We start from the raw sequence: 17088 nt of genomic DNA on the forward strand, positions 1-17088 counted from the left end.
CCCGGCACCCCGGCACCCCGGCACGAGCCGACCACGGCAGGCGGTCCCTCGCACCCTCACCATGATTCACGCCGGGACGCAGCCATCCGCGCTGGAAGCAGCTCGCCCACAGGCTTCGGCACACCACCAACTGAACGGTGACACCGGCGCAGGAGTGCACGTTTCAGCGTCGCCGACTCAGCCCGTCCAGCTCACCCGCAGGCGGCCTGGACTTCACTCGGTCGGAGGTGGTTCAGGGGATCACTTGCGGCGGCGGCCACGCTTGGGCTTCGGCTTCGCGCCGGGGTTGGCGAGGCGGACGCTCACTCCGCCGGCGGGCTTGCCGAGGGTCGCGGGACGGCGGCCGGCCTTCGGCTTCGAGTCGAGGACGGCCGTGCCGGTGGTGCGCTTGGACGAGCGGGCGCGCCTGGCTCCGGCCGCGGCGACCGGGGCGGTCTTGGCGAGGGCCTCGGCGCGCGCGATCTGCTGGCGTGACCTGCTCACCCGCTTGCGGCCGGTGCCGCCGCGCGCGATGCGGGCCGCCATGCCGTTGCTGCTCGTGCCCGCCTGGGCGAAGCGCAGGTGGCGCGTCCAGGTCCCGAGGTGCGCGGCGACGATCAGCAGGACCAGCGCGATGCCGACGCTCTTGCCCCACTGGAGCCGGTCGGTCGCCGCGACGTTCTGAGCCTTCGGCGAGTCGGTGGCGATCTGCGGCGCGGGGTAGGTGAACCCGGGCGTCGCACCGTCCGGCTGGACGGACGGCAGGGTGACCGGCGACTTGTTGTTGAACGGCGTCAGCGGCGTCCCTGCGCTGGGGACGCCGGAACCGCCGGACGGCAGGGACGGCACCGAGCCGCCAGGGGCGGACCCGGTCCCGCCTCCGAGCGAGGCGGTCGCCGAAGCGGTGCCCGAGTAGAGCGATCCACCCGTGCCCGTGGCCCGGATCGCCTTGACGCCCACGGAGGCCGCGCCGCTGGACCTGGTCAGCGACAGGGTGGTGGAGCAACTCGTCCCCGAGCAGAGGGAGTTCAGCGAGCCGGCCTTGGACTTCACGCCCGACCCGGCGAGCGTGTAGCCGGTGAGGTCGTCTTCGAGGCCGCGGTTCCACTTCACCACGAGCTTGCCGCCGGACGCGCTGGCGGACACGCCGGTGGGAGCCGCAGGCGCGATGCGCACGGTGAACGTGTTGGCGTCGTAGACGTGGTTCGTCTGCTTGCCGAGCAGGTAGACCTTGTAGCGACCATTCCGGTTGATCGAAAAGGTTCCGGACATATCGCCCGAGAGACCCTTCTCCTGGAGGAACGTGTCGCCTATCCCGGGGCCGTCCACCCGCAGCTGCATCGTGATCGCGAAGTCGAAGTGGGCCTTCGCGGTCACCTGGGACCCGCTGCTGATCACGGCGCCGTTCGCCGGGGTGATGACGCTGGTCGAGGCCGCCTGCGCGGGCAGGGCGGCGAGTACCGGGAAGCTCATCGCAAGGGGTGCCGCGAGCGCGATCGCACCGATCCTGCGAATGATGGTCACGGCCTCAATCCCTTCGACAGCTCGCGCCGGCCTTCCGCCGGACGCGCCGCGCCTGGCGATGACTATGGGCTTACGGCAGCGTAACGTACCACCGGGTAGCAAAAGTCACAGAGGGATGACGAAGAGGAACGTGTTTCCATTCTCCGCACCCCTCTCCGCCTCTATTGACACTCAGTGCAACGAGACATGTGGCGCCAGGGTACGCCGTCCTGCTCCACAGGGCCAGCCCTCGCCCGAGAAACGATCCGCCGACCCTTCAGCCCCATGAGCATCGGGACTTCGACGGCCACCGAGACGTCGACGACCTCTCCCCGCACCCGGCATCGCACCACCCGCGCCCCCGATCCGACCGCGATCTCCCCGGCCCTCGCACAGGCGGCCCGGCCCCCGTCGGCGACCCGCGTCGCCCCCGCCAGCGCCGCCATGTCCGCCGCCGCCTCCCCCCGATGCCGCGCACCCCGAACCCCGCCGACCAGGATCGCCGCCACCCCCACCACCCAGATGACGACCGCGAACCCCAACACCCAAACCGTCCCCGACCCCCGGTCCCCACCCCCGAAACTCATCCGCCACCGCCCTCGCGTCCCGCTCCCCGCCGCACCGTTCCCGGCCGCGTCGGACTTCGCCTGGGGAAGGGGCAAGCGGGCTTGCATCGTCTCTCCGATCTGATGAGTGGCGAGCTGTCTCCACGGGTCGCCTCCGCCCCTTGAGTGGCCCGGAGAGGTGCTCGCGGTCATGGCGACATCTCAGGCCTTGACCACTGAAATCGCGGGCTGCAGGTGCGGGTCGCGGCGAGTGCGGGTCACGGGGTTGGTGCATCACAGGTGGTGGGTCACTGGGTGGCGGGTGGGAGGCCGGGTTCTGTTTCGGCGGCCGCGTGGGCGTGGACGATGACGGCCGGTAGACCGATCGCGGCGGCGGAGGTCACGGGGGCCGAGATGTCGACGCTGACGGTGGCCTCGTCGCGATGGACCTTGATGGTCGCCTCCTTCGGGACGGCCCTCTCCACCAGCTCGCGAACGGCGGTGAGCGACTCGCCTCTCGCCGCCGCCCGTGCGCCGGTCCGGGCCGCGTCCGTACAGGCGAGCTGTATCGACGCCGCCCTCACGCCCCACAGGGCGATCGCGGTGATCAGCACCAGGGAGGGGAGGGCCACGGCGATCTCCGCCGTGGCCATCCCGCCGTCCCTCAACCGGCCAGATTGAGGGCCTTCTCGATGATCTGTAAGAGCATCGTCTTCACCTGCGGGCTGGTCACGATCTTGAACAGCAGGCCGGCGAAGGCCGCCGCGGCGATGGTGCCGACCGCGTACTCGGCTGTGGACATCCCGCGGTCCTTGCAGGTTCCGGACCATCGCCGCACCACCGTCTTCCATGCCCTCATCGGGGCTCCTTTCGCTCGTGGTCGGTTCCAGGCTGCTGTGCCGGGAAGCCGGGCGACGGGCGAACCGCGTTCTGTGGATAACCCGCTCACCAGGGCAGGAGGATCGTCGAGGCGATCCCGGCGATGGCCGGGACGACGCCGAGGAGCACGAAGGCGGGAAGGAAGCACAGGCCGAGCGGCGCGAGCGCCCGGATGCCCGCCGCTCGTGCCCTGGCGGCGGCGGCCGAACGGGCCACGCGGCGCTGGTCACGGGCGAGGCGGCTGAGGGACGGGGCCAGCGCCGCGCCCGTCGACGCCGCCCGAACGGCCGCCCGTGCCAAGGGGGCGAGCATCGGCTCCTCCGCCAAGGCCGGCCAGGCCTCCGCCGGGTCGGCCCCCAGCCTGATCTGGACGGACACGGCCCGCAGTTCCTCGCCGAGCGGGCCTCCCACCGCGTCCGCGACCGCGTCGACCGCCTCGTGCCAGGGCGCGCCGCCGCGCAGGCAGGCGGCGAGGAGATCGACCGCCACGGGAAGATCGGCGATGAGTCGCGCCCGCCTGCGGCGGCGTTCCCCGTTGCCGAGGCGGCTGAAGGACAGCCAGACGGCCGCGGCGACCAGCACGCCGATCACTCCACCGGCCAGTCCGCCCAGCGTCACCGCGCACAGCGCTCCCGCCACTCCCGCAGCCACCCGCCGGAGGATGATGTCGCGGCGCCCGGACGCCTCGGAAGGCCCGTCCCGCTCCTTCACCTCCGAGGCTGGGACGGACGGCCCCCGTAGGCGAGCGTGGGCTCTCACCCGCGGGGGTTGCCGTCGGGCCGCCGCGTGCCTCGGCGGAGGCCCTCCGAACCGACCGAACAGCCTCCGCGTGGAGGTGTCGATCCCCCTGGGAAGGAGAAACCCCGCTGCCGCTGCGCAGAGCATGACCATGAGCGTCGTCATCACTTCACCTGCTCTCTACTCGACTGACCACGCCCCGCGCACGCCTCTGTAATCGCACCGTCGCCACCGCCGAAGTGAGCCCCCTGCTCAACCTGATCTCCGGCGGCGTCCTGCGCCGCTTGAGGGGGCCTTCCAGGTGGGGCGACTGGGGGTTGCGGAGCCGAAGTCCTGGGGCGTGCATGGCTGCTCTCCAGGGTGGGTGGGGCGTCGGTCAGCGGGGGGATTCAGCGGATTTGGCCAGGTGGCGGGTCCAGTAGAGGCCGGTGATGTTGAGGGCTGTGCCTGTGATCAGGCAGGTAAGGCCAGGGAGGGTGGTGCAGAGGAACGGGACGGGGCGGGCGCCCAGGGCGGCGGCCATGGCCAGGCCCAGAAGGGGGAGGGCAGCCAGGAGGCGGGCCGTGGCGCGAGGGCCGGCCAGTTGGACGGACACGTCCTGGCGTTGGGCCTCCTCGTCGCGGAGGGCGCTTGCCAGGCCGTCCAGGACGGTGGCCAAGGTGCCGCCGCGCTCGGAGCCGACGCGCCAGCAGGCTGCCAGGAGGCGGAGGCCCTCCGCGCCCGGCAGCGCGGCCAGTTCGTGCAGGTGATCGGGGGGCGGGCGGGGCAGGCTGAGCAGTTCTTCGGAGATGTGCGGGTCGAGGACGACGGCGGCCGCGGTGAAGGCTTCGTCGGGGGTTCGGCCGGCGGACAGTTCGGCGGCCATGGCGTCGCAGAGTTCGATGATCGAGCTTCGGCGACGTTGCGGCCGCGTCCGGTGCTCCCTTAAGGCCGCCAGTCTGGTGCGTAGCGGACGCATCGGGTCGCCTGGTGGAGGCGCGCCCAGGCGGTCCAGGCGGTCCAGGCGATGGGTTGCCGGAGTGGGCGCCATGGAGGTCCACACAGCGGCGGCCGCGCAGAGGATGGCTAGGACGATCAACACCGGGCACCCTGCCGACGGTCGGGGCGGTGGGGTGCTGGGGCGGGCGTCAGGTAGGGCCGCACGGCGGCGGCTGCGCAGGGGATGGTCGTGGTCATCGCCAGGTCGCTCTTAGGCGGCTGGTGAGTGCGTTTGAGCCTGCGGCGGGGATGGTCTCGCCGGAGGCGGTGAAGGAGACCGCGGGGACGACGCCGACCAGGCCGGTCGGGTCTCGCTGGAGGAGGCAGATCTCGGCCACTCGCCGGCGGCCTCCGCCTGGGTCTCGGACCAGGTGGACGATGATGTCCAGGGCGGCGGCCAGCTGGCTGTGGACCGCCTCTCGGGTGAGGCCCGCCGCGCAGGCCAGGGCTTCGAGGCGGGCGGGGACGTCGGCGGCCGTGTTCGCGTGGAGGGTGCCGCAGCCCCCCTCGTGGCCCGTATTCAGAGCTTGCAGGAGGACCACTACCTCAGGGCCCCTCACCTCGCCCACCACCAGGCGGTCGGGGCGCATGCGGAGGGCTTGGCGGACCAGGTCGTTCAGTGTCACGCCTCCGGCGCCCTCGGTGTTGGGCGGACGCGCCTCCAGCCTGACGACGTGGGGGTGGGTGGGCTTCAGTTCGGCCGAGTCCTCCACCAGGAGGAGTCGCTCGGACGGGTTCGCCAGGGACAGCAGGCCGCTCAGAAGCGTCGTCTTACCGGTGCCGGTTCCGCCGGTGATCAGAAAGGCCGCTCGGGACTCGATCAAAGCGGCCAGGAGGTCGGCGCCCTCGGGTGGGACGGTGCGGGCCGTGACCAGTTCGTCCAGCGTGAAGGCGCGGCGGCGGGGGAGGCGCAGGGACAGGCAGGTGCCGGTCGCGGCCACCGGGGGGAGGACGGCGTGCAGGCGGACGCCGCCGGGGAGCCGGGCGTCGGCATAGGGGGAGGCGTCGTCGAGGCGGCGGCCGGCGGCGGCGGTGAGGCGCTGGGCCAGGCGGCGGAGGGTCGCCTCGTCCGGGAAGCGGACCGCGGTGCGGACCAGGCCGGAGCCGGTGTCGATCCAGACCTCGTCGGGGCCGTTCACCAGGACGTCGGTGACGTCCGGCGAGCGCAGGAGAGGTTCCAGGGGGCCGGCGCCGACGAACTCGGCGCGTAACTCGTCGGCCAGGGCCAGTACTTCGCGGTCGCCCAGCAGGCGTTCCTCGGCGCGGAGCGCGGCGGCGACGCGGCCGGTGGTGGCTTCGCCGCCCGTGTTGGCGAGCCGGTCGCGGACGGCGCTGGAGAGGCCGGTCATGCCGCCTCCCGGTACGCGTCGGGCTGGAGGGCGAGGTCGGCCAGGACGGTGGCGCAGAAGTCGGCGAGGGGGCCGCGGCGGCAGGCGCGTTCGAGGTCGCCGGAGTCGATGGCGGCGGGGAGGCGGCGGTCGCGGTCGAAGGAGCCGGCGAACGGAAGGCCGAGGACGCCCGCGACCGCGTCGGGGGTGATGCCGCCCGGAGCGGGGCCTTGGACGACGAGGCGCAGGTCGGCGGTGTCGCGGCGGAGGGCGGTGGCGAGGCCGTCGGCCGCCACGGTGGCGCGGACCTCGGCCGGGACGAGCAGGAACGTGACGGCGGCGGCGCGCAGGGCCGCGCGGCCGATGTCGCCGGGGTGGCGGGGGACGTCCGCGACGACCAGGTCGAACCCGCGGGCGGCTGCGTCGAAGAGGGAACCGACGGCCTCCTCGGCGACCGGGACGGGCTCGCCGCGGCGCCACGACAGGACGGACAGGTCGCCCGAGCCGGGCAGGGTCTCGCGGAGGGTCGCGGTGCTGAGACGGCCGCGGCGTTCGGCGAGGTCGTGCCAGCGGACGCCCTCGTGCGACTCCAGCCCGAGGAGGAGGTCGACGCCGCCGCCGAACGGGTCGGCGTCGACGAGGAGGGTGCGCAGGCCCTGGCCCGCCGCGCTGAGGCCGAGCGCGGTCGCGAGGACACTGGCGCCGGCACCGCCGCGGGCGCCGACGACGCAGACGGCGGTGGCCCAGCCGCCCTCGGGTTCGCAGGCGGCGGCGAAGGCGTCGATCAACCAGTCCTCGTGGTCGGGAAGGGCGACGACGTCCTGGGCGCCGGCCTCCACGGCCAGGCGGTAGGCGTCGGGGGTGGCGCCGCCTGTGACGAGGACGACGCCCGGACGGCGCTGGAGGCCGGCGGCCGCCACGTCCTCGGCGATGTCGGCGCCCACGAGGATGAGGGAGGGCCAGGTCCAGGCGGGTCTCGCCTCATCGGCGCCGTAGGCGACCTCGGCGTGGGCGTCCGCGGCGGCGGCGAGGCGGAGGAGGCCGTCGGCGAGCGCGGGGTCGCCGGTGACGATCAGTGCCGCGAGATTCATCGGATGCTCCTTCGACGTTCGGAGACATCCACCCTGCGGCGCGCGGGGAGGGCGGCGAGAAGCTTCCGCCGACTGTGGATAACTTCGCCCGAGGCGGCGGGCGGGCGGTGGCGCGGGATCGTTACCCGGGGGCCACCGCCCGGCCGCCTCACGACAGGGCGACCCCCGCCGGGGGGGAGAGCGGGGGTCGCCGGCGGTCCGGCTCCGGGGGGGTAGAGCCGGCCCGCTTTCCCAGAAAGGTTCGGGGAGTTCGGGCTAAGCCTTGTGTAAGTCCGCTCTATGGAAGAAGCAAACTCACTGACTCAAGTCTAGGCGGATACAACATATGCTGCCCGATCGTCGAGAGTTCCGTCGAGCGGCAAACTCGCCCGGCACGTGGCGATTTTTCGCACCTGACGGCGACGATCCGCCGGAACGGCCGGCGCAGGGCACCGCCCGGCCTCGGCTGGGCCCCGTTCCGGCGCACACGAAGTGCAACGGGACGGGAGTGGGAGCGTACAGGAGAACTAAAGATCTTTCCTGCGCCTTCGCGTGATCGACGGCAAAGGGAAATGGTTACCCTGAGTGATCAATTCCGGGATCCGAACGGCGTTTACGGAAGCCCGGAATATGCCTCCTTGGTCTCAGGGGTCACCGAGGCCCCCTCCGGCACCGCCCCCGCCGGCCAGGCGCCGTTTTCGGAATGGGGCTTGTCATCTGGGCAAATAAGGCGTAGACAGGTCATACGGACCGAGTGTCCGGGCACGGCAGCCGGGTACCCACGCGCGACCAGCCGCGGGAGGCGCGTCGAGACGGGCTTGACCCGATCCGACGGATATGAGGTGCACGCTTGGTAACCCGGTGTGACGTGTCCAGCGGCGGCGTCCCGGCAGGGACGCCGTTTCGCTTGCGCCGCACCCCCGCTGAGCCGCCCTACTCGCGGACGTCCAAGCCCAGCACCGTTGCGAGGACCACCGCCTGGTAAGGGTCGATCACCGCGCGCCTCAGCTCGACGGTGAACGGGTCCAGCGACGACAGGTCGCTGCCGCGCAGGTCGCAGCCGGAGAAGTCGGCCTTGTGCAGGTACGCCCCCGAAAGGTCGACCCCGCGCAGCTCCGCCCCGGCGCACCGGGCGCCGGTGAGGTCCGCTTCGCGCATGCGCACGTCCGTGAACGCGGCCCGCTGGAGATCCGCGCCGGGCAGGCCGGCGAACGACCAGTCGCCGCCCTTGACCTTCATCAGGTCGTAGGTGCAGCCGTCGAACACGCTGCCCACGAACTTGCAGCCCGTGATGGCGGCGTCGAAGAAGCCGCACCGGACGAACGTGCAGTTCAGGAACGCCCCGTCGGTGTGGCTGGACGCGTTGAAGCGCACACCCCGGAACGTGCAGTCGGTGAAGACGGCACCGGTGCCGCCGGCCTCGGTCATGTCCACGTCCACGAACAGGACGCCTTCGTGCCGCTCACCCGTCAGGTCACGCGAATCCCAGTCCGCCGACGAGATCGTGGTCTCCGTCGGCGCCGCTGGGCGCCCGTGCATGCGATCGGCCATGGGACCAGCATGGTCCTACCAGGTGACGGTCTCAGCCGCGCATGAACGCTTCGCAGATGGCCTGCGAGTCCCGCGCGGCGGCCGCGATGGCCGAGGAGCAGTGGACGATCCATCGCGCGACGCCCTCCGCCGTACCGGACGTGTAGGCGCGAAGGGCCTCGGCGTACTCGTCGGAGAGTTCGAGGTGCCCGACCTCAGGCGCGACCAGGGATTTGGGGTCGAGCCCGCGTGCGACAAGGGTGAGCCGCTGGGCGGCACGGGCGACGATGCCGTCTCCCCAGCCGAACGGACGCAGGGTCAGGAGTTCGCCGTGCACGATCGACGAGACCACGAGAGCCGGTGCTCTGGTGGGTTCGGTCAGCAGCCCGCTCAGCGCGTCCAGGCGCGCCGCCACCTCGGACGGCGAAGGCGGCTCGCCCAGTCCGAGAACGTCTTTCACGACGCCATCGCCGGAGCGGGGACGTCCCAGATCGGCGCTGTCGACCGCGTCCGCCGCAGCGAGGACGTGCAGGCGCGCCAGTGCCTGCCGCGGCGCCTTGCGCCATACCTCGGTCAGCGTCCCGAGCTCGGCCGACACGCGCAGCGCCCCCTGCACGACGGGGTCGGACGGGTGGTCGGTGGTGCGCAGCTCGTCCAGCGTGACCGAGGCGCCGTCGAGGACGGCGGAGGCCCGGGCGCCGCGCAGCGCCGACTCCGTGGACACCTCGGCGCTGCGCCGCCGCAGGACGCGGTGGCCCAGCAACCGGTCCACGGCCCTGCGCGCCTCGTCGACGGCGTCGACGACGCCGGGAAGGTTCGCAACATCAGCTAGAGCATCGGTCACGGCCTGACTTTATGCCGTCGTCCGGAGCACCCACGCAGCGGCCCACCGGGGCGGGGAACGGAAACGGTTCCCCGGCGCCGGAGGTGGGAAGGCCCGCTGTGTCGGGCATCGCAAAGCAGGATCGGGAGCCGAATGCGCCGATCGCGCCCGTCCCCCCGACACCCGGGATCGCGGCCTTGTGGGGACCGGGACCTACCTGGTGAAGTGGGGATACCGGGCGACCCCCGCTTGAGCTAGCAAGGAGTTCGCGTTGAGCCAGAGCCAAGAAACACTGTCGAACCTTCTGCAGGAGACGCGCCGTTTCCCCCCGCCCGCGGACCTCGCCGCCTCGGCGAACGTCAAGGCCGACGCCTACGAGCGCGCCGCCGAGGACCGCTTGGGCTTCTGGGCGGAGCAGGCGGACCGGCTCGCCTGGACGAAGCGCTGGGACGACGTCCTGGACTGGAGCAACCCGCCGTTCGCGAAGTGGTTCGTGGGCGGCGAGCTGAACGTCGCCTACAACTGCGTCGACCGGCACGTGGAGGCCGGACGCGGCGAGAAGGTGGCGTTCCACTGGGAGGGGGAACCGGGTGACTCCCGCACCCTCACCTATGCCGACCTCCAGGGCGAGGTGAACAGGGCCGCCAACGCCCTGCTCGAACTGGGCGTCCGCAAGGGCGACCGGGTCGCGATCTACCTGCCGATGATCCCGGAGCTGCCGATCTCGATGCTGGCGTGCGCCCGCATCGGCGCGACCCACTCGGTGGTTTTCGGCGGCTTCTCCGCGGAGGCCCTCCGGACGCGCATCGACGACGCGCAGGCCAAGCTGGTCATCACCGCGGACGGCGGCTTCCGCCGCGGCAAGCCGTCCGACCTCAAGGGCATCGTGGACGAGGCCGTCGCGCAGGCACCGACGATCGAGCACGTGCTCGTCGTGCGCCGCACCGGCGAGCAGGTGGCCGAGAACGAGCGCGACCTGTGGTGGCACGACGTCGTCGAGCGGCAGAGCGACGAGCACACCGCCGAGCCCATGGACTCCGAGCACCCGCTGTACATCCTGTACACGTCGGGGACGACGGGCAAGCCGAAGGGCATCCTGCACACCAGCGGCGGCTACCTGACCCAGTGCGCGTACACGCACTGGGCGGTGTTCGACCTGAAGCCGGAGACGGACGTCTACTGGTGCTCGGCCGACATCGGGTGGGTGACGGGCCACTCCTACATCGTGTACGGGCCGCTCGCCAACGGCTCGACCAGCGTCATCTACGAGGGGACGCCCGACACCCCCGACAAGGGCCGCTGGTGGGACGTCATCCAGAAGTACAAGGTGTCCATCTTCTACACCGCGCCCACGGCGATCCGCACGTTCATGAAGTGGGGCGACGACATCCCGGCCCGGTACGACCTGTCGTCCCTGCGCGTGCTGGGGTCGGTCGGCGAGCCGATCAACCCTGAGGCCTACGTCTGGTACCGCAGGAACATCGGCGCCGACCGGACCCCGGTGGTCGACACGTGGTGGCAGACCGAGACCGGCGCCATCATGATCAGCCCGCTGCCGGGGATCACCGAGGGCAAGCCGGGCGCGGCGATGCGCCCGCTCCCCGGCATCGCCGCGGACGTCGTGGACGACCAGGGCCGCTCGGTGCCGGACGGCGGCGGCGGATTCATGGTGGTCCGGGAGCCGTGGCCGAGCATGCTCCGCACGATCTGGGGCGACGACGAGCGGTACGTCAAGACGTACTGGTCGCGTTTCGAGGGCCTGTACTTCGCCGGTGACGGCGCCAAGAAGGACGCGGACGGCGACATGTGGCTGCTCGGCCGCGTGGACGACGTCATGCTCGTGTCCGGGCACAACATCTCCACGACGGAGGTGGAGTCGGCGCTGGTGTCGCACCCGAAGGTCGCCGAGTCGGCGGTGGTGGGCGCGACGGACCCGGTCACCGGGCAGGCCATCGTCGCGTTCGTGATCCCGCGCGGCGACGCCGGCGACGTCGAGGGCGAGGACTTCCTCCGGGAGCTGCGCGAGCACGTCGCCAAGACCCTCGGCCCGATCGCCAAGCCCCGCCAGATCATGATCGTTCCCGAGCTGCCGAAGACCCGCTCCGGCAAGATCATGCGGCGGCTGCTGCGGGACGTCGCGGAGAACCGCAGCATCGGCGACGTCACGACGCTCGCGGACAGCACGGTGATGGACCTCATCTCCGAGAAGCTGCCCAGCGCCAAGTCGGACGACTGACCCTCGCGGCACACGCCGGCTCCGCAAACGGCCCTCGCCCGGCACACCCGGGCGCGGGCCGTTTCGGCGCCGAGCCGGGGGCATTGGGCTCTCCTATGAGCGGGCCAGGTAAAATGTCCCCAGGTGCGCCGGGAAGTCTGGTCGGCAGGCACGTCCCGTAGTGCTCGTGCGGGCCGTGGCTTTGTCCAGCCGTCCGCCGCTTTCCCAGGGGTTCTCTCTATGGCGCGCCCGCCCGTGAAACGCCGCGTTGCAGCAACGTGGCCTTTCCGTCCGACCGTCCGCTACAGCATCCAGGTCGCGAGTGCGCTCCGCACCGAGACGATCGGCGGCGTGGTGATGCTGCTCGCGGCGGTCGCGGCGCTGGTGTGGGCCAACACGCCGTGGGACGGCGCCTACAAGAGCCTTCAGACGTTCGAGATCGATCCGCACTGGCTGCATCTCGGCCATATGGACGTGCAGCACTGGGCGTCCAGCGGGCTGCTGGCGGTCTTCTTCTTCATCGCCGGGCTGGAGCTGCGCGAGGAACTGACGCACGGCGAGCTGCGCAATCCGCGGGACGCGGCGCTGCCGGTCATCGCGGCGGCGGCCGGGGTGGCGGTACCGGCGCTGATCTTCCTGGCGGTGAGCGCGGGCGCGCCGGGCGCGTCCAGCGGGTGGGCGGTGCCGACGGCGACGGACATCGCGTTCGCGCTGGCGGTGCTCGCCGTGACGTTCACCTCATGCCCGGCGTCCCTGCGGGCGTTCCTGCTGACGCTGGCAGTGGTGGACGACCTGATAGCCATCACCATCATCGCGCTCTTCTACACCGACACCCTGCACTGGACGCCGCTGTTCCTCAGCGCGGCGCTGATCGGGGTGTACGGGCGGCTTCAGCACCGGGGCGTCCGATCGCCGTGGGTGTACGTGCCTGTCGCCGTCCTCGCCTGGTACTTCCTCCAGCGGAGCGGGATCCACGCGACCGTCGCGGGCGTCGCGCTGGGGATGCTCACCAGCCCGAAGGAGACACCGGACGGGCGGCCGACGAACGCCGAGCGCGCCGACCACGCGCTGCGGCCGTTCTCGGCGGGCGTGGCCGTGCCGGTGTTCGCCTTCGTGTCGGCCGGCGTGGGCCTCGGCGCGGCGCAGCTGGGCGCGGTGTTCACCGACCGGGTGGCCCTCGGCGTGATCGCCGGACTCCTGGTCGGTAAGTTCGTGGGGGTCCTCGGCGGGGCGTGGACGGCCGTGCGGCTCGGCCTTGCGACCCTCGGGGAGGACCTGCACTGGCACGAGATCGCGGGAGTCGCGCTTCTGGCCGGGGTGGGTTTCACCGTTTCGCTGCTGATCGGCGGTTTGGCCTATACCGACCCGTCACAATTCGAGAGAGTGACGACTGCGGTCCTGATCGCGAGCGTTCTCGCCTCGGCGGCCGCGGCCGTCGTCTTCCGGAGAAGGGTGCGTCTGCGCACGCGCCCGGACTAAGGAGAAAAGCCATATGTCCGAGGCACTACCGGGCGAGCGCGTCGAGGACAAGTCCCTCGGCGAGCTGGTCGCCCTGGCGTCGAGCAGCGTCTCCGACCTGATCAGGGCCGAGATGGACCTGGCCAAGCTGGAACTGAAGGCCGACGCCAAGAAGGCCGCGCTGGGCAGCGTGATGTTCACGATCGCCGCGCTGATCGGCGGGCTGATCGTCATCCTGCTGTCGATCGCGTTCGCCTACGGGCTCGTGGCCGCCGGCATCTGGCACTGGGCGGCGTTCCTCATCGTGGCCGGGGTGTACCTGCTCCTCGCCCTGGTCCTGCTCGCCATCGGGTACTTCCGCATCCGCAAGATCGAAGGGGCCAAGCGGACCCGCAAGACGCTCAAGGACGACCTCGCCGCCCTGCGCCACCGCGGCGACTCCGGCAATCCCGAGCTGACGGGCTGACCGGCGCCGTGCCCGGGCACGAGGCGTCGCTGATCGAGGTCGACGGGCCGTGGACGCACCGGCAGATCAGCGCCGGCGGGACCCGCTTCCACGTCGCCGAGGCCGGCCAGGGGCCGCTCGTCCTCCTGTTGCACGGTTTCCCCGAGTTCTGGTGGTCGTGGCACCACCAGCTCGTCTCGCTGCCCGCCGCGGGCTACCGGGCGGCGGCCGTCGACCTGCGCGGCTACGGCGGCAGCGACAAGCCGCCGCGCGGATACGACCTGGTCACGCTGGCCGGTGACGCCGCCGGGCTCGTCCGCGCGCTGGGCGAGGCGAACGCGACCGTCGTCGGGCACGACTGGGGCGGACTGCTCGCCTGGACGATGGCCGTCTACCACCCGAAGATCGTCCAGCGGCTGGCGGTGGTGGGCGCCCCGCATCCGCTGCGGCTGCGGCAGGCCGTCGCCGGCGACCCGCGCGGGCAGGGCTGGGCGGCGCGCCACACGTTCGGCTTCCAGGTGCCGCTGTGGCCCGAAAAGCGCCTGGTCCGCGACGACGCGGCCCTGGTCGGGAAGCTCCTGCACGACTGGTCGGGACCGGACTGGCCGGACGAGCGCACCGAGCGGCTCGTACGGAAGGCCGTGCAGATCCCTGGGGTCGCCCACAGCGCGCTGGAGTACCACCGCTGGCTCATCCGCTCCCAGGCCCGCCCGGACGGCATCCGCTACGCGCACCGCATGCGCACACCCATCCATGCCGCAACGCTCCAAGTGCATGGCGCGCTCGACACGTGCACCCTCCCGGCCAGCGCGCAGGGCTCCGGACGCTACGTGAAGGCCCCGTACCGTTGGACGCTCATAGAGGGCGCAGGGCATTTCCCCCACCAGGAGCGTCCGCAGGAGTTCGACGCCCAACTCCTCGACTGGCTGACCGACCCGGGGCCGGAACGCTGAACCCGCGTACCGTGGAGGCATGCGGGATCGGGACGAGTCGGGACGCCCACGCAACGCACGCCCACGGGACGCTTACGGACGTCCGCTGCCGCACGGCGCGACCGGCATACCCACGATGCCGGACGACCTCGACATGCCACCGGCCGAAGCCCTGGTCGAGGCGCAGCGCCTTCTCGACGCCGACCGCCCGTTCCACGCTCATGAGGTGCTGGAAGCGGTCTGGAAGGCTGCCCCCGAGTCCGAACGGGAGCTCTGGCGGGGCCTCGCTCAGGTCGCCGTAGGGATAACCCATCTCCGCCGTGGAAACGCACGCGGTGCCGAGTCCCTCCTCAGCCGCGCCGCCGACCGGATCGTCCCGTACCAGGAGGCTCCTCCGTACGGCATCGACGTCCGAGGGATCGTGCGGCAGGCACGGGATCTGACCCGAGAGCCTCATGACGGCCCCATCACACTCCGCCTCAGCACGGATTAGCCGGAGCAGCCCCCGCTAGTCCGAGCAGCCCCCGCTAGTCCGAGCAGCTCTGCGTCGAGACCGGCTTCGTGGCGTTGGCGCCCGCGCGCGCGTCGGGCGTGACCTCTTCGGCGGTGAGCGCGTAGCCGGTGGACGGCGTGTCCAGGGCGGCGGCGAAGATGACGCCGTAGACGCGGCCGTCGGTGGACAGCAGCGGCCCGCCGGAATTGCCGGGCTCGACCTTGCCGCGGATGGCGTAGATCTCGCGGCTGACCTGGCCGGAGTGGTAGATGTCGGGCCCGCGCGCCGTCTGCCGGGCGCGGATCCGGGCCGCCCCGGGCGTGAACGGCTGGTTCTTCGGGAACCCGGCGATGATCGCGTTGTCGCGGACGCGGGCCTCCTTGGCGAACTCCAGCGCCGGCGCCTTCAGCCCCGGCACGTACAGGACGGCGATGTCGCGCTTCGGGTCGTACAGCACGACCCGCCCGCGGTTGGTGTCGCCGTTGATCGTCGCCACCACCGAGGAGCCGCGCGCGCCCGCGACGACGTGCGCGTTGGTCATGATGTGCTGCGGCGCGAACACGAACCCGGTGCCCTCGATGCGGCGCTGGCACTGCGGCGCCGTGCTGACCACCTTCACGATGCTGTTCTTGGCCGCCTTCAGGCCCCGGGTGTTCAGGACGGACTCGTCGGGCGGCGGCACCTGCACCACCGACTCGCCGCCGAGGCCGTTGAAGACCTGCGGGAACTCGCTGCTCTTGACGAACCCCTGGAACGAGGCGAACCACGTCTGCGCCTGCGGCGGCATCACGTCGTTGATGCCGTTGATGATCGAGGAGCCCTTGACCTGCGTACGGACGGGCTTGAACTCGGAGTTGGCGACCAGGCTGCCGAAGAACCAGGCGACGACCAGCAGCGACAGCGCGCTGACGAACGTGCCGCCGACCGCGTCGGCGGTGCGGGCGTTCATCCCGGTCACCCGGTTGCGCAGGACGGCGCCGACGGACGAGGCGACGAGCTGCCCGAGGGTGGCGGACAGGAACGCGACCACGATGGCGAGCAGCGCCTGCTGCGCGGCGCCGTCCACCGCGGCCTCGGCGATCGGCGGCGCGATCAGGACCCCGATGACGCCGCCGCCGACGAAGCCGACGAAGCTCAGCAGGCTCACGATGAAGCCCTGCCGGTAGCCCGAGACTCCGAACAGCACGACGAGCACGAGCAGGATCAGGTCGAGAATGTGGTCGTGCAGCACCGCTTCACCGTATAGGTCCGCGCCGCCGCTTCACGTCCCCTCGATGGACCAGTTTGAGGCGTGCCGGATAGCCGCCGGGGGTGACTCGTGACCGTGACGACGGCCGTACCCACCGCGAACTCCCGCCTGACCTGCGCACGAACGGCCGCCGGGCCGGCGGGCGATTTCGTGGGAAACGACGAGACGCCTCAGCCGCGTGCGGCGAGGTTCATCCGCTCAGTCGCGTGCGGCGACGTTCACCCCTCGGTCGCGCGCGGCGAGGCTCACGACGTCCTCGGGCAGGTCCTCGACGCGGGAGGTGTCCCACGGCCGGTCCCAGCCGCCCGCGCCCAGCACCTGGGTCAGCAGCGCCGCCGTGAACCCCCACACGAGCATGTCCCGGACGTGGAACGCGGGGCCGACCCTGATCCCGGACGGGTGCCTCACCATCATCCGGTTCGCAGGGTCGACCAGCTCGCTGATCGGGACCCGCGCGACCGTCGCGACCTCCCCGGGGTGGCCGGGCGCGACCTCCGACGGCTCGCGCCACCAGCCGGCGACGGGCGTGACCCGGTGCTCGCTGTGCGACAGGTACAGCTCTGGGAGCGTGCACAGCACGTCCACGCCGGAGGGCTCGACGCCGGTCTCCTCCCACGCCTCGCGCAGCGCCGCCGCGACCGGGCCGTCGTCGGTCGGGTCGATGCGACCGCCGGGGAAGGCGGGCTGCCCGGCGTGCTTGTTGAGGGTGGCGGCGCGCTCGGTGAGCAGGACGTCCGGGCCGACCGGTCCCTCGCCGAACAGGATCAGGACGGCGGCGGCGCGGGCGGCGGGAGCGGGCCGGAACACGGGCGGCACGGGCAGCCTCGGCGCCTCGGAGCGGAAGCGGTCGAGCCAGGCGGGGCAGTCGGGGGCGGCGTCGGTCACGTCGGTCCCAACTCCGGAACGGCCCCGTTCCTTCCCGG

At 72.0% G+C, this 17088-nt stretch carries 17 protein-coding genes; 5 read left to right on the top strand and 12 right to left on the bottom strand.

Translation table 11 applies throughout. The features are described from left to right. Nucleotides 1–240: 240 nt before the first annotated feature. The 10 genes from BJ999_RS40850 to BJ999_RS40895 all read right to left on the bottom strand — a co-directional run bounded on the left by BJ999_RS40850 (nt 241) and on the right by BJ999_RS40895 (nt 9394). Nucleotides 241–1503, bottom strand: a complete 1263-nt coding sequence (locus tag BJ999_RS40850) for a hypothetical protein (protein WP_179838181.1) — start codon at nt 1501–1503, stop codon at nt 241–243. Between the two features lie 161 nt (nt 1504–1664). After that, nucleotides 1665–2240 (bottom strand): Rv3654c family TadE-like protein, encoded by a 576-nt coding sequence (locus BJ999_RS44150; RefSeq protein ID WP_373292674.1) that lies wholly within the window; start codon nt 2238–2240, stop codon nt 1665–1667. Between the two features lie 95 nt (nt 2241–2335). Next, complete coding sequence (locus BJ999_RS40860; RefSeq protein ID WP_179838183.1) at nt 2336–2680, bottom strand: TadE family type IV pilus minor pilin; 345 nt, start codon at nt 2678–2680, stop codon at nt 2336–2338. Between the two features lie 11 nt (nt 2681–2691). Continuing rightward, complete coding sequence (locus tag BJ999_RS40865; protein ID WP_179838184.1) at nt 2692–2886, bottom strand: DUF4244 domain-containing protein; 195 nt, start codon at nt 2884–2886, stop codon at nt 2692–2694. A gap of 86 nt (nt 2887–2972) precedes the next feature. Continuing rightward, complete coding sequence (locus BJ999_RS40870; protein WP_229810049.1) at nt 2973–3557, bottom strand: type II secretion system F family protein; 585 nt, start codon at nt 3555–3557, stop codon at nt 2973–2975. A 463-nt stretch (nt 3558–4020) separates the two neighbouring features. After that, nucleotides 4021–4509 carry a type II secretion system F family protein gene (locus BJ999_RS43365; protein WP_268247763.1) on the bottom strand — a complete coding sequence of 163 codons (489 nt, stop codon included), beginning with the start codon at nt 4507–4509 and terminating at the stop codon, nt 4021–4023. Nucleotides 4510–4816: 307 nt separating this feature from the next. After that, nucleotides 4817–5971: a TadA family conjugal transfer-associated ATPase gene (locus BJ999_RS40880; protein WP_179838186.1), complete on the bottom strand. Its 1155-nt coding sequence runs from the start codon at nt 5969–5971 to the stop codon at nt 4817–4819. Next, nucleotides 5968–7041, bottom strand: coding sequence for a septum site-determining protein Ssd (ssd, locus tag BJ999_RS40885; protein WP_179838187.1), 1074 nt, complete (start codon nt 7039–7041; stop codon nt 5968–5970). The genes BJ999_RS40880 and ssd overlap by 4 nt, the downstream gene beginning before the upstream one ends. Nucleotides 7042–7953: 912 nt before the next feature. Continuing rightward, nucleotides 7954–8571 (bottom strand): pentapeptide repeat-containing protein, encoded by a 618-nt coding sequence (locus BJ999_RS40890; RefSeq protein WP_179838188.1) that lies wholly within the window; start codon nt 8569–8571, stop codon nt 7954–7956. A gap of 31 nt (nt 8572–8602) precedes the next feature. Beyond that, a complete protein-coding gene (locus BJ999_RS40895; RefSeq protein ID WP_179838189.1) occupies nt 8603–9394 on the bottom strand; it encodes a Fic family protein in 792 nt (263 codons plus the stop codon). A 250-nt stretch (nt 9395–9644) separates the two neighbouring features. On the opposite strand from BJ999_RS40895, the gene acs reads away from it, so the two are divergent. The 5 genes from acs (at nt 9645) to BJ999_RS40920 (ending at nt 14916) form a co-directional block, all read left to right on the top strand. Then, complete coding sequence (gene acs / locus BJ999_RS40900) at nt 9645–11609, top strand: acetate--CoA ligase (protein WP_179838190.1); 1965 nt, start codon at nt 9645–9647, stop codon at nt 11607–11609. Nucleotides 11610–11843: 234 nt separating this feature from the next. Beyond that, on the top strand, nt 11844–13067 hold the full coding sequence (gene nhaA / locus BJ999_RS40905) for a Na+/H+ antiporter NhaA (protein WP_179838191.1): 1224 nt from the start codon (nt 11844–11846) through the stop codon (nt 13065–13067). Nucleotides 13068–13080: 13 nt separating this feature from the next. Beyond that, a complete protein-coding gene (locus BJ999_RS40910; RefSeq protein ID WP_179838192.1) occupies nt 13081–13512 on the top strand; it encodes a phage holin family protein in 432 nt (143 codons plus the stop codon). 8 nt (nt 13513–13520) lie between these two features. Next, on the top strand, nt 13521–14444 hold the full coding sequence (locus BJ999_RS40915; protein ID WP_179838193.1) for an alpha/beta fold hydrolase: 924 nt from the start codon (nt 13521–13523) through the stop codon (nt 14442–14444). Nucleotides 14445–14559: 115 nt separating this feature from the next. Beyond that, nucleotides 14560–14916 (top strand): DUF309 domain-containing protein, encoded by a 357-nt coding sequence (locus tag BJ999_RS40920; protein WP_308427191.1) that lies wholly within the window; start codon nt 14560–14562, stop codon nt 14914–14916. 34 nt (nt 14917–14950) lie between these two features. Here the strand turns inward: BJ999_RS40920 and BJ999_RS40925 are convergent, their stop codons facing one another. Both BJ999_RS40925 and BJ999_RS40930 read right to left on the bottom strand, forming a co-directional pair. Beyond that, the gene (locus tag BJ999_RS40925; RefSeq protein WP_179838195.1) at nt 14951–16147 is read right to left on the bottom strand and encodes a MarP family serine protease; all 1197 of its coding nucleotides are present in this window, start codon (nt 16145–16147) and stop codon (nt 14951–14953) included. A gap of 216 nt (nt 16148–16363) precedes the next feature. Continuing rightward, complete coding sequence (locus tag BJ999_RS40930; RefSeq protein ID WP_179838196.1) at nt 16364–17050, bottom strand: NUDIX hydrolase; 687 nt, start codon at nt 17048–17050, stop codon at nt 16364–16366. Between the last annotated feature and the right edge of the window lie 38 nt (nt 17051–17088).

The sequence above is a fragment of the Actinomadura citrea genome, assembly GCF_013409045.1.
Taxonomy (GTDB): Bacteria; Actinomycetota; Actinomycetes; order Streptosporangiales; family Streptosporangiaceae; genus Spirillospora; species Spirillospora citrea.

What these genes read in the sequence shown, in the direction of transcription:
- BJ999_RS40920 (WP_308427191.1), top strand. Translation starts at nt 14,560, where the DNA reads ATGCCGGACGACCTCGACATGCCACCGGCCGAAGCCCTGGTCGAGGCG.
- BJ999_RS40890 (WP_179838188.1), bottom strand. Translation starts at nt 8,571, where the DNA reads ATGGCCGATCGCATGCACGGGCGCCCAGCGGCGCCGACGGAGACCACG.
- BJ999_RS43365 (WP_268247763.1), bottom strand. Translation starts at nt 4,509, where the DNA reads ATGGCCGCCGAACTGTCCGCCGGCCGAACCCCCGACGAAGCCTTCACC.
- ssd (WP_179838187.1), bottom strand. Translation starts at nt 7,041, where the DNA reads ATGAATCTCGCGGCACTGATCGTCACCGGCGACCCCGCGCTCGCCGAC.
- BJ999_RS44150 (WP_373292674.1), bottom strand. Translation starts at nt 2,240, where the DNA reads ATGACCGCGAGCACCTCTCCGGGCCACTCAAGGGGCGGAGGCGACCCG.
- BJ999_RS40910 (WP_179838192.1), top strand. Translation starts at nt 13,081, where the DNA reads ATGTCCGAGGCACTACCGGGCGAGCGCGTCGAGGACAAGTCCCTCGGC.
- BJ999_RS40880 (WP_179838186.1), bottom strand. Translation starts at nt 5,971, where the DNA reads ATGACCGGCCTCTCCAGCGCCGTCCGCGACCGGCTCGCCAACACGGGC.
- BJ999_RS40860 (WP_179838183.1), bottom strand. Translation starts at nt 2,680, where the DNA reads ATGGCCACGGCGGAGATCGCCGTGGCCCTCCCCTCCCTGGTGCTGATC.
- BJ999_RS40865 (WP_179838184.1), bottom strand. Translation starts at nt 2,886, where the DNA reads ATGAGGGCATGGAAGACGGTGGTGCGGCGATGGTCCGGAACCTGCAAG.